This is a genomic window from Flavobacterium channae, from assembly GCF_021172165.1.
GTDB lineage: Bacteria > Bacteroidota > Bacteroidia > Flavobacteriales > Flavobacteriaceae > Flavobacterium > Flavobacterium channae.
Window position 1 is genome coordinate 1,236,874 of sequence record NZ_CP089096.1, and the last position, 15,779, is coordinate 1,252,652.

Genomic DNA, 15,779 nt, shown 5'->3' on the forward strand with positions numbered 1-15,779 from the left:
AGGAGTAGCTATGGCAAGTATACAACCATTTTATAATTGGACTAAAACGTTAAACGAAGAAGATCAAAAAATGCCCGTTTTATTTATAGGACATGGTTCACCTATGAATGCAATTGAAGATAATGAGTTTTCAAAAAGATGGCAGCAAATGGGAAAAGAAATACCAACACCAAAGGCTGTTGTTGTAATCTCAGCTCATTGGTTGACAAAGGGGACTTTTGTAACAGCTATGCCAAATCCTAAAACGATACACGATTTTGGAGGTTTTCCTCAAGCTTTATTTGATGTGCAATATCCAGCGCCAGGAGATCCTGAATTGGCTGGCGAAATTCAAAAATTAATTACAAATCCTGCAGTTGAGTTAGATCACGATTGGGGATTAGACCACGGAACTTGGTCAGTAGTAAAACACATGTATCCTGATGCAGATATTCCGGTTTTACAATTAAGTATCGATTATTACAAACCAGGAGCTTATCATTATGAATTAGCAAAACAATTATTAGCGCTTCGTAAAAAAGGAGTTTTAATAATTGGAAGTGGTAATATGGTACACAATTTACGAATGGTTGCTTGGGATAAACTAAGTGAGCCTGAATACGGTTTTGATTGGGCTTTGGAAATGAATGCTATTTTTAAAAATAAAATTTCAAACGGATTTCATAAAGAGTTAATCCAGTATGAAAAATTAAACAAAGCAGCAACTTTAGCTATTCCATCACCAGACCATTACTATCCATTACTATATATTTTAGCATTACAAACAGATAATGATAAAGTGGAGTTTTTTAACGATAAAGCTGTTGGAGGTTCACTTACAATGACTTCGGTAAAAATAGGATAAACTATTCGCCTTCTTCATCATCAAACTTAAAAGGATAATCACCAAATTTTGGTGCTAATCGTTTTGTTTGATATGTTTTTCTGGTGAACTTATTTGAAATTGCAATTATAGTAACAGAATCTTTTTTAAGTGTAACATACGATGATGTGTTTCCATGCCACCATCCGTTATGAAATAAATACTGTTGCCCTGTTTCAAATTCTAACATACGAATTCCTAAACCGTAGTTTTTTGTTCCTTTTCTTTCGTAGCTGTAACCTTTATACATTTCGGCTTTCATTTCAGCACTTAAGAATTTATCAGAATATAAAGCCAAATCAAATTTTAATAAATCGCGCGGAGTAGAGTAGATGTTCTTATCACCATATACTTGGTCTAAGAATTCAAATGCCAAACGCAAATAGTTGTTTTTGTATGACTGACTAACTTCGTCTTGTTTGTTTAAATCATTAAAGACAAACGTGTTTTTCATATCCAAAGGATCAAAAATCATTTCTTGAAGCACTTTTGGATACGATTTTTTAGTAACCTTTTCAATAATTAATGCTAATAAAGCATAATTTGTATTACAATAGCCAAAACGTGTTCCTGGAGTAGATTCTAAACCAATATTTTTTGTCGCTAAAAGCGTTAAAACATCTTCGTTTGTTAATGTTTTCTTTTTATCCCAAACACCTTTATCATCTGTAAAATAGGCATAATTACGTAAACCACTACGATGATTTAAAAGCATTCTTACTGTTGTCTTTTCGTGTGGGAATTCAGGAAGATAAACTGTAACTAAATCGTCTAATTTTAGTTTTTTTTCATCTACCAATTTTAGAACAGTTACTGCAGTAATTACTTTACTCACAGAAGCTATATGCAACGGAGTGTTTTCTTTTATAGAATCTCCTTTTTCCTTGTAAGCATAACCGCTATAATTTTCATATAAGATTTCCCCATTTTTAGCCACAAGAAAAGAACCACTAAAGTCTTTAGCATTAAATTTTTTATCATAGAAAGCTTCAACTTCATTTCCCATTCTTTTTTTATAAATGGTAGTTAAAGGAGTAAAGTTAACGGCAAATTCAGACACGTTACCTTCTTTATCTTTTAAAGTCGATTCTTTGTTTTCGTCGGGTTTATTTTGGCAATTAAAAAGTAGTAAGCTTAAACTTACAATTACTATTTTATTCAACATATGGGGTATTCTTAAACGTAATATTGGGATTTAGGTGTTGCAATGTAGCAATAAATTCTTGTTGTTTTTCAGGTGAAATGTAAATATCATCATATTTGTTATAAGTTATAATTAAACCAATATGACTCAGCGCTGGCTTCCAAATAGTTGGCACTAAAATTCCTTTGTGATATTCAATTTTGTTTATTTTAGTTATATCAATTTTACCCTTAAACGGTCCCGATTTCCAATGTAAATCGGTTTCTTTTATTGTATAAAAAGTGGTTCTATAGGTCCAAATTAAAAGTAGAATTATTAAAAAATGTATTGAAAACATCACTAAAAATGGCTCGTAAGAATCTTCAAAACAAGCAGGAATTGTTAATAGTAACAAAAAAAGAATAGCACCTAAAAAAACGTATTTGTTTAATTTGCTTACTGATGATTTAAAAATCATATTACAATCCTATTTTCTTCTTAGTGTCTTTTGTAATTCCGTCTTTATGAACCAATACAGAAATTGCTTTTAGCTTCATATAAGGAACACTCATATACACATAACCCCCATTAGCAACTTTCTTTTCGTCGCTTCCCCAAGAGTTTTTTACTTTGTAATAAACATTTCCTTTTTGGTCTTTTACTTTACCAACAATGTGCATTAAATGATCATCTGTAGTAGCTAAATTTTCAAATTCTTGCTGACGAAATTCAGGTGTAATATTTTTCTCAGTAACAATTTCAGCTAAACCTGTTTTGGTATCTTCATCTTTTTCAGGAACAAAAGCAATTCCATATTTTCCTGAGAAAGTTGGTTCAGAAACATCACAATCTAATGAAAGAGAGTAACCATTTGCTAAAGCATTATCAATATTGGCAATAAATTCATCTAAAGACACATTGTACATACTTCCATTTGAAAAATTATCAGGAATATTCAAGATAAATGGTTTGTAATAAGCTTCATGAGTAAAGGAAGTTAAAGTCACATAATTTTCTGGTTTTATTTTACAAAACTCAGTAAATGACTTAGGAGTATAATTTTTTCCTTCGTACTCAAATTTTGTTGGAATACTTCCTAAATAAATATCCAAAACTGCACTTACAGCTTCTTTCCAATTTTTTGATAATTTTCCTGCCGGATTTGACACGTAGGTTTTTAGCATTGCTTCTAAAACCGCAACCATTTCGGCATGATTATGTTTGGTAGTACCATTTTCTAAACCATCATAAATACTATTTGGTACCAAACCATATTTTGCGGTACTATTTAAAACATCATGAGCTAATGCGCCTTCGCTAAAATTTGCTTTTCCTTGACGTAAAACATAGTTTTCAGCTTTTAAAGGATAGGTTGTTCTTGCCTGAAACATTTCAGATAAATCTACTTTTTTTCCAGTAAGACGAATAATTTCAGATTCTAAAAAAGAAGAAGTTGAAAAACTCCAACAAGTACCAGTGATATCTTGAGAAATTACGGGTAAACATTCAATATCATTAACTTTCTGAAATTCATAGTTTTGAGCATTTAAACTTAATATTCCCGAACTTAAAAGAAATCCTATATATAATTTTTTCATTTGACTAATTGTTTGAACATGCAATATAATGCAAAAAATGAATTATTTTTACGGAAATTTACATTTAACAAAAATTACAATTATCTATTAAAATACTTGAAAAATGAGCAAAATTGAATGGAAAACTGTCAGAGAATTTGAAGATATTACCTATAAAAAAAGTAATGGTGTTGCCAGAATTGCTTTTAATAGACCAGATGTTAGAAATGCATTTCGTCCTAAAACTACAAAAGAATTAATCGAAGCATTTTATGATGCACAAGAAGATACTTCTATTGGAGTGGTTTTACTTTCTGCTGAAGGGCCAAGTTCTAAAGACGGAATTTGGAGTTTTTGTAGTGGTGGTGACCAAAAAGCTCGTGGTCATCAAGGTTATGTAGGAGAAGACGGTTACCACAGATTAAATATTTTAGAAGTACAACGTATGATTCGCTTTATGCCAAAAGCTGTAATCTGTGTTGTTCCAGGTTGGGCTGTTGGTGGCGGACATTCGCTTCATGTAGTTTGTGATTTAACCCTAGCTAGTAAAGAACATGCAATTTTCAAGCAAACTGATGCCGACGTAACTAGTTTTGATGGTGGATACGGTTCTGCTTATTTAGCTAAAATGGTAGGTCAAAAGAAAGCGCGAGAAATTTTCTTTTTAGGAAAAAACTATTCGGCTCAAGAAGCTTTCGAAATGGGAATGGTAAATGCAGTTATTCCTCATGCTGAGTTAGAAGATACAGCTTATGAATGGGCACAAGAAATATTAGCAAAATCACCTACATCAATTAAGATGTTGAAATTTGCAATGAATCTAACTGATGATGGAATGGTTGGTCAACAAGTTTTTGCTGGTGAAGCAACTCGTTTAGCGTACATGACAGACGAAGCTAAAGAAGGTAGAGATGCATTTTTAGAAAAACGTAAACCAAATTTCGAAAAGAAATATTTACCTTAATTAAGAGAATAGAGCAAAGATAAAAGACTAAAAATTGAGTTTTAATAAACTATTTCAATGCAAGAATTCACAAACAATCTTATCGACTTAAGTCAACTTCCAAAATTTGATGAAGTAAGCTTAAAAAAGCTACATCCAAAATATATCAATGTATTGCTTTTCAATTTTTTGTTGCTTTTTGTTGCTGCAATTGGTGGATTTTCTATTTTGTTTTTTTTCAAAAGAGATGCATTTTCAACACCAACTTGGATTGGAATCTTAATTGGAATTTTAGTTTTTTTAGGGTTTATCATCTTTTTTTCTAAGCTAAGTTTGAATAAAAAAGGATATGCTTTTAGAGAACATGATGCTATTTTTAAATCGGGTGTAATTTCTGAAACAACAACAATTATTCCTTTTAATCGCGTACAACATGTAGCATTACATCAAGGTTTTATTTCAAGAAAATTAGGTTTAGCATCTATAGAATTGTTTACTGCAGGAGGAAGTAGCTCTGATTTAGAAATACCGGGATTATTATTGGCTGATGCCCAAAACATTAAAAATTTGGTTTCTCATAAAATTAATCCACCAGTAACTGAAGAAATTAATGAAACTACATTTGTTGATGCACTTCCTGAACTAAATGAGCCAAATGAAAATGAATAATCAAGTAGATTTTTCAATTCCACAACGTCAATCGCTTCCAGGGATTTTGGTCATGTTTGCCAATTCCTTGCAGAAGACTGTTCGTGCTTTGTGGCCAATGCTGATTATTTTATTGGTTAATTTCAAAACCACAAACAAGTTATTGCTTTTTGGTGGAATTGTTGGTGTTGTAGTTTTAATTGCGGTTATTTCATATTTACAATATTGGTTTTTTACCTTTCATATTGACGATGAAAATAACGAATTTGTTATTCAAAAAGGAGTTTTAAATAAAACCAGAATAACAATACAATTGCACAAAATTCAGCAAGTAAATATCAATCAAAGTTTAATTCAAAGAATTGTTGGTGTTCATAAATTAGAAATCGATACTGCTGGAAGCGATAAAAAAGAAGCTTCAATTAGTGCAATATCACACAGTTTGGCAACTATTTTAAAAGAGCGATTAATCAATCACTCAGCTCAAAATGAAAAAGCAAAAGAAAATAAAGTAGTTGAAGAATCTTCATATGATTTTATTAAAATTGGTTTGACAAGTTTAATCAAGATTGGATTTACTTCAAATTATGTTAAAAGTTTTGCTCTAATTTTACTTTTCTTCACAACGATAATCGAAAATTTACAGCAATTAAATACTAATGTTATCGATGAAGATAAAGTGACTAATTATTTGGATTCTTTACCTATCATAACGTCTTTCGTAGTTGTTGTTGGGATAATTATTTTGCTTATTCTGATTGTAAATTTAGTTCGAACAATTTTAAAGTATTTCGATTTTACCATTCAAAAAAGTAAACAATCTATTATTCTTTCTTATGGATTATTGGCGACAAAGAACACATTGCTTAATCCAAATAAAGTTCAGAGAATTACAATTACACAAAACTATTTTCAAAAAAAGTTAGATGTTACAACTATTGGTGTTGATCAAGCTTCAAGCGATGTAGATAAAGTAAAAGAAAAAGATAAAATAGAAGTTCCTGGTTGTACTGCTAACGAGCGCGATGCTATTTTAAGTTTGTTATTAGGACAATTACCAGTAAAAGGAGTAAAGTATTTACCAAATTGGAGAAAGCTTGCTGTAAACACCTTTTTCTTATTAATTCTTCCAGTTTTAATTTCACTTTTTGTTAATAACAAAATCCATTTTATCACTTGGAATGATTGGGCAATTTACTGTATATTATTTTCGTTATTTTCAGGAACATTACTTTGGTTTTCATTTAAAAATTACAAATTGTTTGTTTCTCAAGATTTCATTACAAAACAAAATGGTGCTTGGGATATTGATACCACAATTATAGAACCTTATAAAATACAAGCCATAGAAACCCAACAGTTTTTTTGGCAAAAAGTAACAAATATTGGTTCGGTAACATTATCAACAGCAGGAGGAACCGTGAGTTTTACAACAGGAAATTATACACAAATAAAACAGTTGGTGAATTATTGGTTGTATCAAGTAGAAACTTCTGATAAAACTTGGATGTAGGGCATGATTGATAAAAGATTTAAATCGGAAATTAAAATGAATTTGTTTTATGGGTAGTCTATTCATTTTGTCACATTTTATAGTAATTTTATTTGCTCTTTTTTTAATATTTTCTGGTTATTTAATGTTTTTTAAGCCTGAAAGTGTTAGAAAAATAATTGCTAAAGCAGGAAGTACTTATCTAATTAATTATTCAGAATTGGTTGTTAGACTTTTAATAGGAATTGCTTTTTATACGGTTTCATTATTATCAATTTATGAATTATTTTTTTTAGTTTTTGGTTATTTTTTAATTGGTTCAGCCTTAATCTTAATGTTAGTTCCAATAAAAACACATAATAAATTTTCTAGAAAAGCTTCAGAGTTTTTAAAACCAACCTATCTAAAGTTTATTGCACCAATTTCTTTAATTTCTGGACTATTAGTTCTATTAATAATATATAAACAAATTGAAAGTTTAAATAACTTATATTAAAATGAAACACTGGATACAAGCCGCACGATTACGAACCTTACCACTTTCCGTTTCTGGAATTATTGTTGGTAGTGCCTATGCTCATTATCAAGGATATTCTGATTGGAGAATTGTAATTTTAGCTTTATTAACTACATTAGGATTACAAATTCTATCCAATTACGCCAACGATTATGGAGATGGTGTAAAAGGAACAGATGCAAATAGAATAGGCGAAAAACGTCTAGTAGCTGCCGGAGTTATCACAGCCGAGCAAATGAAAAAAGCAGTAATCATAACAGCTATTTTGACTTTCATCATTGCTCTGTTATTGATTTACGTAGCTTTTGGAAAAGAAAATTTTGCTTTAAGTTTAATTTTTATCTTGTTAGGAATTGGTTCCATCGGAGCAGCTATTAAATATACCGTTGGAACAGGCGCTTATGGTTACAGCGGTTTTGGTGATGTATTTGTTTTTATATTCTTTGGGTTGGTTTCTGTTGTTGGTTCTAATTTCTTGTTTACGCATTTTATCGATTGGAAATTGTTCTTACCAGCAACAGCTATCGGATTGTTAAGTGTCGCTGTTTTAAATTTAAACAACATGCGCGATATTGAAAACGACAAAATCGCAGGTAAGAATACGTTGGTTGTGAAAATGGGTTTAAAATGGGCAAAAAAATATCATGAAATTATTTTAGCAATCGGTATGTTGTCTTTTATGGTGTTTTTAATGCTAATTAAATCTTCATTACTTCCTGTTTTATTAATTAATATACCAATAATTATGAACATGAACAAAGTGAATAAATCTGAAAAATACGAAGATTTCGATCCTGAACTTAAAAAAGTAGCCTTAAGTACCTTTGCTTTAAGTATATTATTTTGGTTAACTTTAATCTTTTTAAAATACTAACAACACACTAAAATAAAAACTATGAAAATTACATTCTACGGACACGCATGTATTGGAATTGAAGTAAACGATGTTCACATTTTAGTTGATCCTTTTATTTCAGGAAATCCTAAAGCTTCTCATATTGACATCAATACTTTGGAAGCTGATTTTATCTTATTAACCCACGCACATCAAGATCATATATTAGATGTGGAAGCGATTGCAAAACGTACAGAAGCGGTTATTGTTTCTAATTATGAAATTGCCTCTCATTACGGAAACAAAGGATTCAATTACCATCCTATGAATCATGGCGGAAGTTGGGATTTTGAGTTCGGAACCGTTAAATATGTTATCGCACATCATACGTCTTCTTTTCCAGATGGAAGTTATGGCGGTCAGCCGGGCGGATTTGTAATTGAAGGCGAACACAAAAACATTTACATCGCAGGTGATACGGCTTTAACAATGGATATGAAGTTAATTCCAATGCGAACCAAATTAGATTTAGCCATTTTACCTATTGGAAGTAATTTTACAATGGATGTAGAAGATGCTATTCTTGCTTCCGATTTTGTAGAGTGTGATAAAGTATTAGGTTATCATTTTGATACATTTGGTTATATCGAAATCGATCATGAAGAAGCAAAACGCAAATTCTTCAACAAAGGAAAAGATTTGATGTTGTTAGAAATTGGTCAAAGTATCGAATTGTAAATTTGGTACAAAAATTGAAAAGGTTATTAAACACAATAGTCACATAGTATTTAGCCTATGTTTTCTATGTGAAGTGTAACGCCTAAAATAAACATAAAGTAGAACTATGATTCTATGTGTTTAAAAAAAATAAAATGAACAAATTATTATATTTCGTATTAGCCGTATTATTTTCAAGCTCAATTTTTGCTCAAAAAGATGGTTTTTGGGATAAAGAACGTGCTACTACAAAAGAAATTTCTCTTTCGGCTGGTAAAAGAGCTTTAATAAAAGCTGAAGATTTACCAGTTGGAACTACAGAATTTGTTTATAGAATTACGGTTTTAGATGAAAATCAAAAGCTTACTTCAAGTTTGGTTTCGGTATTAAAAGCGATTCATGATCCTACGGGAATTAGTCAGGGAACTGCAGGTGCAATTCATTTAACGTCGGCAATTTCGGGTGATGATAAGTGTACTTTTGCTTTGTTTCAAGAAGTAAATGCAGCAAATTTATATTTAAAAGATGGTAAAACTGATAAAGCTTGTTGGGAACAAAAAGAAAAAGTAAATAAAGACGCCAAGTTGATTTCGTCATCTTCTTTATGTTTGACTAATTTGCCTAATTTGTGGTTCGGATTTGAAAGCCAAAATTGGGTTATGAATCAAAAAATTGTCTTAGAAGTGGTGCCTTGGGTGGATTATAAAGCAAGTAGAGGTTGGACTAAAGAAACTAAAAAAGAAGTTTTAGATATTGCCGAAAAATCAGATGTTGCGAAAATTTTAACTTACAAAGCTGCTTTTTTAGCCACATTTATCGATTTAGTAACGACTAAATATAAATATAGCGAGTTCAAACAATTATTACCAGTTGAAAAAACGAAAATGATTGAAACTATTTCGGATGAAAGTTTGTTGAAATCGGGTAAAATAAATGACTTTTTAAAAGATTATAATTTTCATATAAGAAGACTTTCTTTGACAAAACCTGAAGAAGCAATTAAACAATTAGAACATTTAATTATCGAAAGAAAATTAGGTAAGGAAAACGAATATGATTTATTAGGAGCTTTGTATTTGCGAACAAAACAATATCTGAAAGCTGAAGAATATATTTTGAAAGCTATTGCAATGAACAAAAACGAAATCAGATTTCAATTGCATTTGGCTCATGTTTATTTAGTAACAGATAGAGTTTCTGAAGCTAAAGACATTCATAAGAAATATAAAGATCAAAATATTAGTGTGGATACGAGTTGGGTAAAAGCTACAAAGCAAGATTTTGATAACATGAAAAAAGTTGGACTTCCAACAGATAATTTCATTAAGATTTTAAGAATTATAGAATAATTTTTCAATGTCAATTTCAAGGATAAAAATATTTTTTCAACTTCTAATTTTATTTTTCGGTTTTTCAACGAAAGCGCAAAACATTGATACATTAACATCAGAAGGAAAAAAATCAGAATCAATAGAATTATATAGACAAGTATTTTGGGATAATTTACCTAAACCAATTAATTGGACTAACGATTATGAAAATCTTTTTTCTGATGAGGAAGAGGCTTTATTGAATCAAATTATAACTGATTTTGAAAAAGAAACTTCGGTAGAAATAGCCGTTGTATCAATAGATACTTTTAAAGTTTCTAAAGAAAAGTTTAGTGATTTATCTCTTCATATGGCGAAGACTTGGGGTGTTGGAAAAAAAGAAAAATCTAATGGAATTTTAATATTGATTTCAAATGGTTATCGTCAAATTATTATTCAAAACGGAGATGGAATAGTATTGTTTTTATCAGATGATGAAACTGCTAAAATTATTCGAAATCAAATTATTCCATACTTTAAAAAAGAAGAATATTTTAAAGGAACTAAAGTTGGTTTATTGAAAATAATGGAGTTATTGAAAACTCGATTGTAATAAAACTTTTAAACACATAATCACTTAAATTTTTAAACTAAAATTGAAAGCAACCTATAAAAAATATATTCTTAATTTTAAGCGACCGAGTGGTACTTCTCGAGGTGTAATGACTGAGAAAGAAACGTGGTTTTTACTTTTAGAGGAAGATGGAAAAATTGGAATAGGTGAGTGTGGTATTCTACGAACTCTTTCTATTGACGACCGACCTGATTATGAATCCAAATTGCAATGGGTTTGTGAAAATATTCATTTAGGAAAAGATAAATTGTGGGAGGAATTAATTGAGTTTCCTTCGATTCAGTTTGGTGTAGAAATGGCTTTTTTATCATTAGCTTCTAAAACACCATTTGATTTATTTCCTTCGGAATTTACTGAAGGTAAAGAAAGTATGTCGATTAATGGTTTGGTTTGGATGGGTGAGGAGCCATTCATGAAAGAACAAATTGAGGAAAAATTGGCTCAAGGATTTTCGTGTATAAAGTTGAAAATTGGCGCTATTGATTTTGAAAAAGAAATAGGATTATTACGATTTATTCGCCAAAATTTTGATGCTAAAACCATTGAAATTCGTGTAGATGCTAATGGCGCTTTTAATTCGGAAGAGGCTTTAAGTAAGTTGAATCAATTAAATGAATTTCAATTACATAGTATTGAACAACCTATTAAAGCGAATCAGGTAAATGAAATGAAATTGCTTTGTCAGCAAACACCATTTCCAATTGCATTAGACGAAGAGTTAATTGGTATTTTTGGAATCGAAAACAAACGAAAGTTATTGGAAGAAATTCAGCCACAATACATTATTTTAAAACCAAGTTTAGTTGGTGGTTTCAAAGGAAGTTTAGAATGGATTTCGATTGCTGAAAGTTTGAATATTGGTTGGTGGATAACATCTGCATTGGAAAGCAATATTGGTTTGAATGCTATAACCCAATTTACATACATACTAAATAATCCAATGCCACAAGGATTAGGAACTGGAGGTTTATACACTAATAATTTTGATTGCCCTTTAGAAATAAGAAAAGGTATGATTTGTTATAATCTTGAATTGAGTTGGGATGTTCCAAATTTTAATTAAAAAAGCTGTCTAAATTAAATTTAGACAGCTAATTAATTTATTTCTTTTTCGCTTCAGCTCCGTCTGTGGAAACTTCAACTTCAGTTTTTCCATCGGAATATTCAACACCATCAGAACTTACTTTAATTTTTGTACTTTCTTCTTCGGTAGCAGCTGCTGTTGAATCTGAAGAAGTTTGTTCTGTTGTTACTTCGTTCATTGGTTCTTCTTTTGATTCTTCTTTACAAGAAACAAAAAGTAATAATGTAAAAGCACTCACTAATAAACTTAATTTTTTCATAATTAAAATTTTTTATTGATTTGATTTACAAGATAATAAAAATAAATGAGAATGATTAGGTTATTCTGGAGTTATTCAAATTCTATCAAATGAAAAGCTTTTTATTATTCATGTTAAAGCAGTATTTTTGCATCAACATATAATCTTTAATTCAAACACATGTTACGTTTAAAATTACCTACTGACCCAAGATGGGCTAATATTGCTGAAGGAAATTTGGAAGAAATTCTAACAGACCATGCTTGGTGCGAATTAAAGGCTGCTTCAAATGCCATAATGTTAATTAATTTGTTACCAGAGTTTACTGAAATAACAACTGAGTTAACAAAAATTGCAAGAGAAGAAATGGATCATTTTGAGCAAGTTCATGAAATTATCAAAGCACGTGGTTGGGTATTAGGTCGCGAACGAAAAGACAGTTATGTAAACGATTTATTCAAGTTTATGAAACCCGGAAATCGAAAGCATTTAATTGTAGAACGCATGTTATTTGCTGCTATGATTGAAGCTAGAAGTTGCGAGCGATTTAAAGTGCTTTCTGATAATATTAAAGATGAAGAATTGGCTGTTTTTTATAGAGAATTAATGATTTCGGAAGCCAATCATTACACTTCATTTTTGCAGTTTGCTCATGAATTAGCAGAAAAAGGATACGACGTAAAAAAACGTTGGGAAGAATGGTTGGAATTTGAAGCTAAAGTTATTGCTAGTTACGGGAAATCGGAAACGATACATGGATAAAAAGTATGCAGTCTCAGTCTCAGTCTTCAAATATTCTGCGACTGTAAACTGCGACTGTCAACTATTCTTCGCTTCAATCCATTTACTCATGTACTTTGTGCTTTGTAAACTTTGATGTTGTAAAACACTTCCCATAAAGTTTTGATTGCGATGTTTCTCCAAGTCTGATAATAGCAATTCAATTTGATTCATGAATTGGTTTTCAAACAATTGTTTTTTAAATCGGTTTTCAATAATGGTATATCCATTTTCTTGAGCCGTTTCCCAAACATTTTCATTTGAATACAATTCAACAGTTTTTTCAATAAAATCTTCATCATTTGTAGCAATAAAACCATTCCAAGGAAAATCGCCATTCATAGCTTCGGCTCCCATTTTTGTAGTTACCGATGGCAAACCCAATTGCATCGCTTCAAATAATTTTCCTTTTAAACCGGCACCGTATGGAATTGGTGCTAGTAAAACTCTGGCTTTTGAATAGACTTCAGCTACACTTTCTGCTCTTCCTTTAATTAAAAAACCTTCCTTTTCGTTGTGTAATTGTTTCGCTTTTTCTGAAACATATGCACCATAAACATGAAGTTCAGCTTCTGGAAGATTTTTCTTTATGGTTTTCCAATTTTTTTTCAATTGGAGCACAGTTTGCCAATTTGGTTCGTGTAAAAAATTACCAATACTCACAAAGTTTTTTCGTTCAGAAAATTCTATTGTTGTCTTTTCAATTTCTTCATACAAAAAAGGAAGATAGAATAGTAGCGAAGAATCAATTTTAAAAACATCTTTGGCCAATTGCATTTCATATTCCGAAATTAACAACGTTAGGTCACAACGATAAATAGAAGCCATTTCGCGCTTGAAAACATCAGAAAGATAATCTTTGAACTCTAAATTTCTATTTTCTTTGAAAGCCAATTCTCGAGCTTTTCGTAAAAAATGTAAATCTTCGGTATCTAAAACACGTAACGCATTCGGACAATTTTCCATTACACGCCAGCCATATTGTTCTTCCATCATAAAACGATCAAACAACACAATTTCAGGATTTAATTCTTGAATTAGTGTGTCAAAACTGCTATCATTTAGTTGAATAGATTTGGTTTTAATTGAAATATGATTCAAATCAAAAGAGAAATCTGATTTTGCCGCTGAACATAAAAAAGTAATTTCATAATCATTATTTTGGAATAATGAAATAAGTTGCAACATTCTACTTCCAGCTGCTGTAGAATTTGGTTCAGGCCAAACAGTTCCTATGATTACTAAATGCTTCATGTAGCAAAGATAATTATTAAGTAAAAAGTAAAAAGTAAAAAGTAAAAAGTAAAAAGTAAAAAGTAAATTTGCATTAATCACTAACCACTTAATCCATGACTTTTTTTAAATTTTGTCCAAGTTGCGCTTCAACTCATTTTACATTTCCAGATAATCGTCGTTTTTTATGCAATGATTGTGGATTTACATATTATCATAATATTGCTGCGGCTGTAGCGATTGTGTTTACTTTTGAAGACAGCGTTTTGTTTACGGTTCGAAATGTAGATCCTGATAAAGGGAAATGGGATTTGCCAGGTGGTTTTATCGATCCAAATGAAACAGCTGAAGAAGCGGCTTGTAGAGAAATTCAAGAAGAGTTGGGAATAAATATCATCCCAACAGATTTAAAATATATTACAACTTCTCCGAATAATTATTTGTATAAAAATGTTCCTTACCGAACTATGGATATTTTCTACGAATGTAATTTGATATCAAATAGCATCAATATTAATGCTGAGGACGAAATTCAAGAATTAATTTGGGTCAAACGCTCTGAGATTGAATTAGAAAAAATAGGATTTGTTTCAATTAGAAATGTTATAGGAGAGAAGTATATAAAATAAAAAGCCCTGCATTTGCAGAGCTTTAGTGACCTCGACAGGGTCGTAACTTACTACATTATTACCTTTATTTATAAGGGTTAAGAATGGCTAATTTAAAAAAGGGGTAATTATAGGGGTAATTATTCATTAAACATCAATTTTTCTAGTTCTCATAAGTTCAAAGCATTTTTCAGAAAAAACAGGTTCTATTCCGTTTATAAAAACAAGCCATCCATAAATGTAGTCATGTACTAAACCTTCCATATTTTCTACTTTCTTTTTTATTAACTCATCACCAAAAAAATCTTTCCAATTAACTTTCATTTTTTTTAATGTATGATTTCTTAAACCATACTTATTTATGTAATAAACTTCAAGTCTTAATTTTTTTTTAATTCTCTTAGGTATTCTTGGATATTGTTCATCGAAGACAGTAAGTCCAGTAACATATTGGTTTTGTCCCCTTTTCATTATTTTAGTTTTTTTATTATTTATTTCAAATCCAAAACTTTCAATAATTTCAGTTATTTTAGATAAGTAAGTTATTTCAGAGTCCGAAGAAAAAGTTAAGTCATCAGCATATCTCGAATATTCAATATTTTCATCCAACTTTTCAAAAATCAAATCTATTTTTTTAAATATCATATTAGCCAAAGTAGGACTAGTATGAAATCCTTGCACAAGTTTATCATTAATAGTAACAATCTTAGATATTTTCAAAGCGATTTCTTCAATGAATCCATAATCTTTTAAAACTTCAATAACCATTTCTTTATTAATCGTTTCAAAGAAATTATTAATATCAATTGATAAAATATATTTTTTTTTAAGGTGCTTTTCAGCATTAGATTTAATACCTCTCCCTTTAATAAATCCAGTAGCACTTATAGGGGGGGAATAAATTCCATTAAGGTTTATATTTAAAATTTTAAGGCAATTTTTAAGACTTTCAGACATAGGTTTATAGATTACTCTATGACCTAATTCCTTATTTCTTTTAGGAATACAAAATCTATCAACATCTAAGATAGTAAAATCAAACTTTAGCGTTACTTCCCCAGAACAATAGTCATTGATTATATATTCATTATCAATTAATGTATTCAACAGCTTTAAGTCCATTCTTAGGTAGTTAGACAACCTTTTATCGTTCGTTATATCAAGTGGAGTCATAATAA

At 30.3% G+C, this 15,779-nt stretch carries 18 protein-coding genes; 12 read left to right on the forward strand and 6 right to left on the reverse strand.

Features of this window, described 5'->3' with window-relative positions:
- Nucleotides 1-10 precede the first annotated feature (10 nt).
- Complete coding sequence (ygiD, locus tag LOS89_RS05605) at nucleotides 11-844, forward strand: 4,5-DOPA-extradiol-dioxygenase (RefSeq protein ID WP_231837045.1); 834 nt, start codon at nucleotides 11-13, stop codon at nucleotides 842-844.
- Between the two features lies 1 nt (nucleotide 845).
- Here the strand turns inward: ygiD and LOS89_RS05610 are convergent, their stop codons facing one another.
- The 3 genes from LOS89_RS05610 to LOS89_RS05620 are packed head-to-tail and all read right to left on the reverse strand — an operon-like array spanning nucleotide 846 to nucleotide 3,583.
- Nucleotides 846-2,027 carry a serine hydrolase domain-containing protein gene (locus LOS89_RS05610; RefSeq protein ID WP_231836851.1) on the reverse strand — a complete coding sequence of 394 codons (1,182 nt, stop codon included), beginning with the start codon at nucleotides 2,025-2,027 and terminating at the stop codon, nucleotides 846-848.
- The gene (locus tag LOS89_RS05615) at nucleotides 2,017-2,463 is read right to left on the reverse strand and encodes a PH domain-containing protein (protein ID WP_231836852.1); all 447 of its coding nucleotides are present in this window, start codon (nucleotides 2,461-2,463) and stop codon (nucleotides 2,017-2,019) included. Before LOS89_RS05615 ends, LOS89_RS05610 begins: the two co-directional genes overlap by 11 nt.
- Nucleotide 2,464: 1 nt before the next feature.
- Nucleotides 2,465-3,583 carry a C1 family peptidase gene (locus LOS89_RS05620; RefSeq protein ID WP_231836853.1) on the reverse strand — a complete coding sequence of 373 codons (1,119 nt, stop codon included), beginning with the start codon at nucleotides 3,581-3,583 and terminating at the stop codon, nucleotides 2,465-2,467.
- Between the two features lie 103 nt (nucleotides 3,584-3,686).
- Here LOS89_RS05620 and LOS89_RS05625 point away from each other — a divergent pair, with 103 nt between their 5' ends.
- The 9 genes from LOS89_RS05625 to LOS89_RS05665 all read left to right on the forward strand — a co-directional run bounded on the left by LOS89_RS05625 (nucleotide 3,687) and on the right by LOS89_RS05665 (nucleotide 11,721).
- Nucleotides 3,687-4,526, forward strand: a complete 840-nt coding sequence (locus LOS89_RS05625; RefSeq protein WP_231836854.1) for a 1,4-dihydroxy-2-naphthoyl-CoA synthase — start codon at nucleotides 3,687-3,689, stop codon at nucleotides 4,524-4,526.
- Between the two features lie 57 nt (nucleotides 4,527-4,583).
- Entirely contained in the window at nucleotides 4,584-5,174 is a 591-nt protein-coding gene (locus LOS89_RS05630) for a PH domain-containing protein (RefSeq protein ID WP_231836855.1), read from the forward strand.
- Nucleotides 5,167-6,666: a PH domain-containing protein gene (locus LOS89_RS05635; protein ID WP_231836856.1), complete on the forward strand. Its 1,500-nt coding sequence runs from the start codon at nucleotides 5,167-5,169 to the stop codon at nucleotides 6,664-6,666. Before LOS89_RS05630 ends, LOS89_RS05635 begins: the two co-directional genes overlap by 8 nt.
- Nucleotides 6,667-6,715: 49 nt before the next feature.
- Nucleotides 6,716-7,141: a hypothetical protein gene (locus LOS89_RS05640; protein ID WP_231836857.1), complete on the forward strand. Its 426-nt coding sequence runs from the start codon at nucleotides 6,716-6,718 to the stop codon at nucleotides 7,139-7,141.
- Nucleotide 7,142: 1 nt separating this feature from the next.
- Nucleotides 7,143-8,036 (forward strand): 1,4-dihydroxy-2-naphthoate octaprenyltransferase, encoded by an 894-nt coding sequence (gene menA, locus LOS89_RS05645; protein WP_231836858.1) that lies wholly within the window; start codon nucleotides 7,143-7,145, stop codon nucleotides 8,034-8,036.
- Between the two features lie 21 nt (nucleotides 8,037-8,057).
- Nucleotides 8,058-8,735, forward strand: a complete 678-nt coding sequence (locus LOS89_RS05650) for a metal-dependent hydrolase (RefSeq protein ID WP_231836859.1) — start codon at nucleotides 8,058-8,060, stop codon at nucleotides 8,733-8,735.
- A gap of 134 nt (nucleotides 8,736-8,869) precedes the next feature.
- Nucleotides 8,870-10,063, forward strand: coding sequence for a tetratricopeptide repeat protein (locus tag LOS89_RS05655; protein WP_231836860.1), 1,194 nt, complete (start codon nucleotides 8,870-8,872; stop codon nucleotides 10,061-10,063).
- 7 nt (nucleotides 10,064-10,070) lie between these two features.
- Entirely contained in the window at nucleotides 10,071-10,637 is a 567-nt protein-coding gene (locus tag LOS89_RS05660) for a TPM domain-containing protein (RefSeq protein ID WP_231836861.1), read from the forward strand.
- 43 nt (nucleotides 10,638-10,680) lie between these two features.
- A complete protein-coding gene (locus tag LOS89_RS05665; protein WP_231836862.1) occupies nucleotides 10,681-11,721 on the forward strand; it encodes an o-succinylbenzoate synthase in 1,041 nt (346 codons plus the stop codon).
- 37 nt (nucleotides 11,722-11,758) lie between these two features.
- Here LOS89_RS05665 and LOS89_RS05670 read toward each other — a convergent pair whose 3' ends face one another.
- Nucleotides 11,759-12,001, reverse strand: a complete 243-nt coding sequence (locus LOS89_RS05670) for a hypothetical protein (protein WP_231836863.1) — start codon at nucleotides 11,999-12,001, stop codon at nucleotides 11,759-11,761.
- 159 nt (nucleotides 12,002-12,160) lie between these two features.
- Here LOS89_RS05670 and LOS89_RS05675 point away from each other — a divergent pair, with 159 nt between their 5' ends.
- Nucleotides 12,161-12,742: a MiaE family protein gene (locus LOS89_RS05675; RefSeq protein ID WP_231836864.1), complete on the forward strand. Its 582-nt coding sequence runs from the start codon at nucleotides 12,161-12,163 to the stop codon at nucleotides 12,740-12,742.
- Nucleotides 12,743-12,799: 57 nt separating this feature from the next.
- Here LOS89_RS05675 and LOS89_RS05680 read toward each other — a convergent pair whose 3' ends face one another.
- A complete protein-coding gene (locus LOS89_RS05680) occupies nucleotides 12,800-14,014 on the reverse strand; it encodes a glycosyltransferase (RefSeq protein WP_231836865.1) in 1,215 nt (404 codons plus the stop codon).
- Between the two features lie 95 nt (nucleotides 14,015-14,109).
- On the opposite strand from LOS89_RS05680, the gene LOS89_RS05685 reads away from it, so the two are divergent.
- Nucleotides 14,110-14,622: an NUDIX hydrolase gene (locus LOS89_RS05685; protein ID WP_231836866.1), complete on the forward strand. Its 513-nt coding sequence runs from the start codon at nucleotides 14,110-14,112 to the stop codon at nucleotides 14,620-14,622.
- Nucleotides 14,623-14,748: 126 nt separating this feature from the next.
- On the opposite strand, the gene LOS89_RS05690 is transcribed toward LOS89_RS05685, so the two are convergent.
- Nucleotides 14,749-15,723 (reverse strand): reverse transcriptase family protein, encoded by a 975-nt coding sequence (locus LOS89_RS05690; RefSeq protein WP_231836867.1) that lies wholly within the window; start codon nucleotides 15,721-15,723, stop codon nucleotides 14,749-14,751.
- Nucleotides 15,724-15,779: the final 56 nt, after the last annotated feature.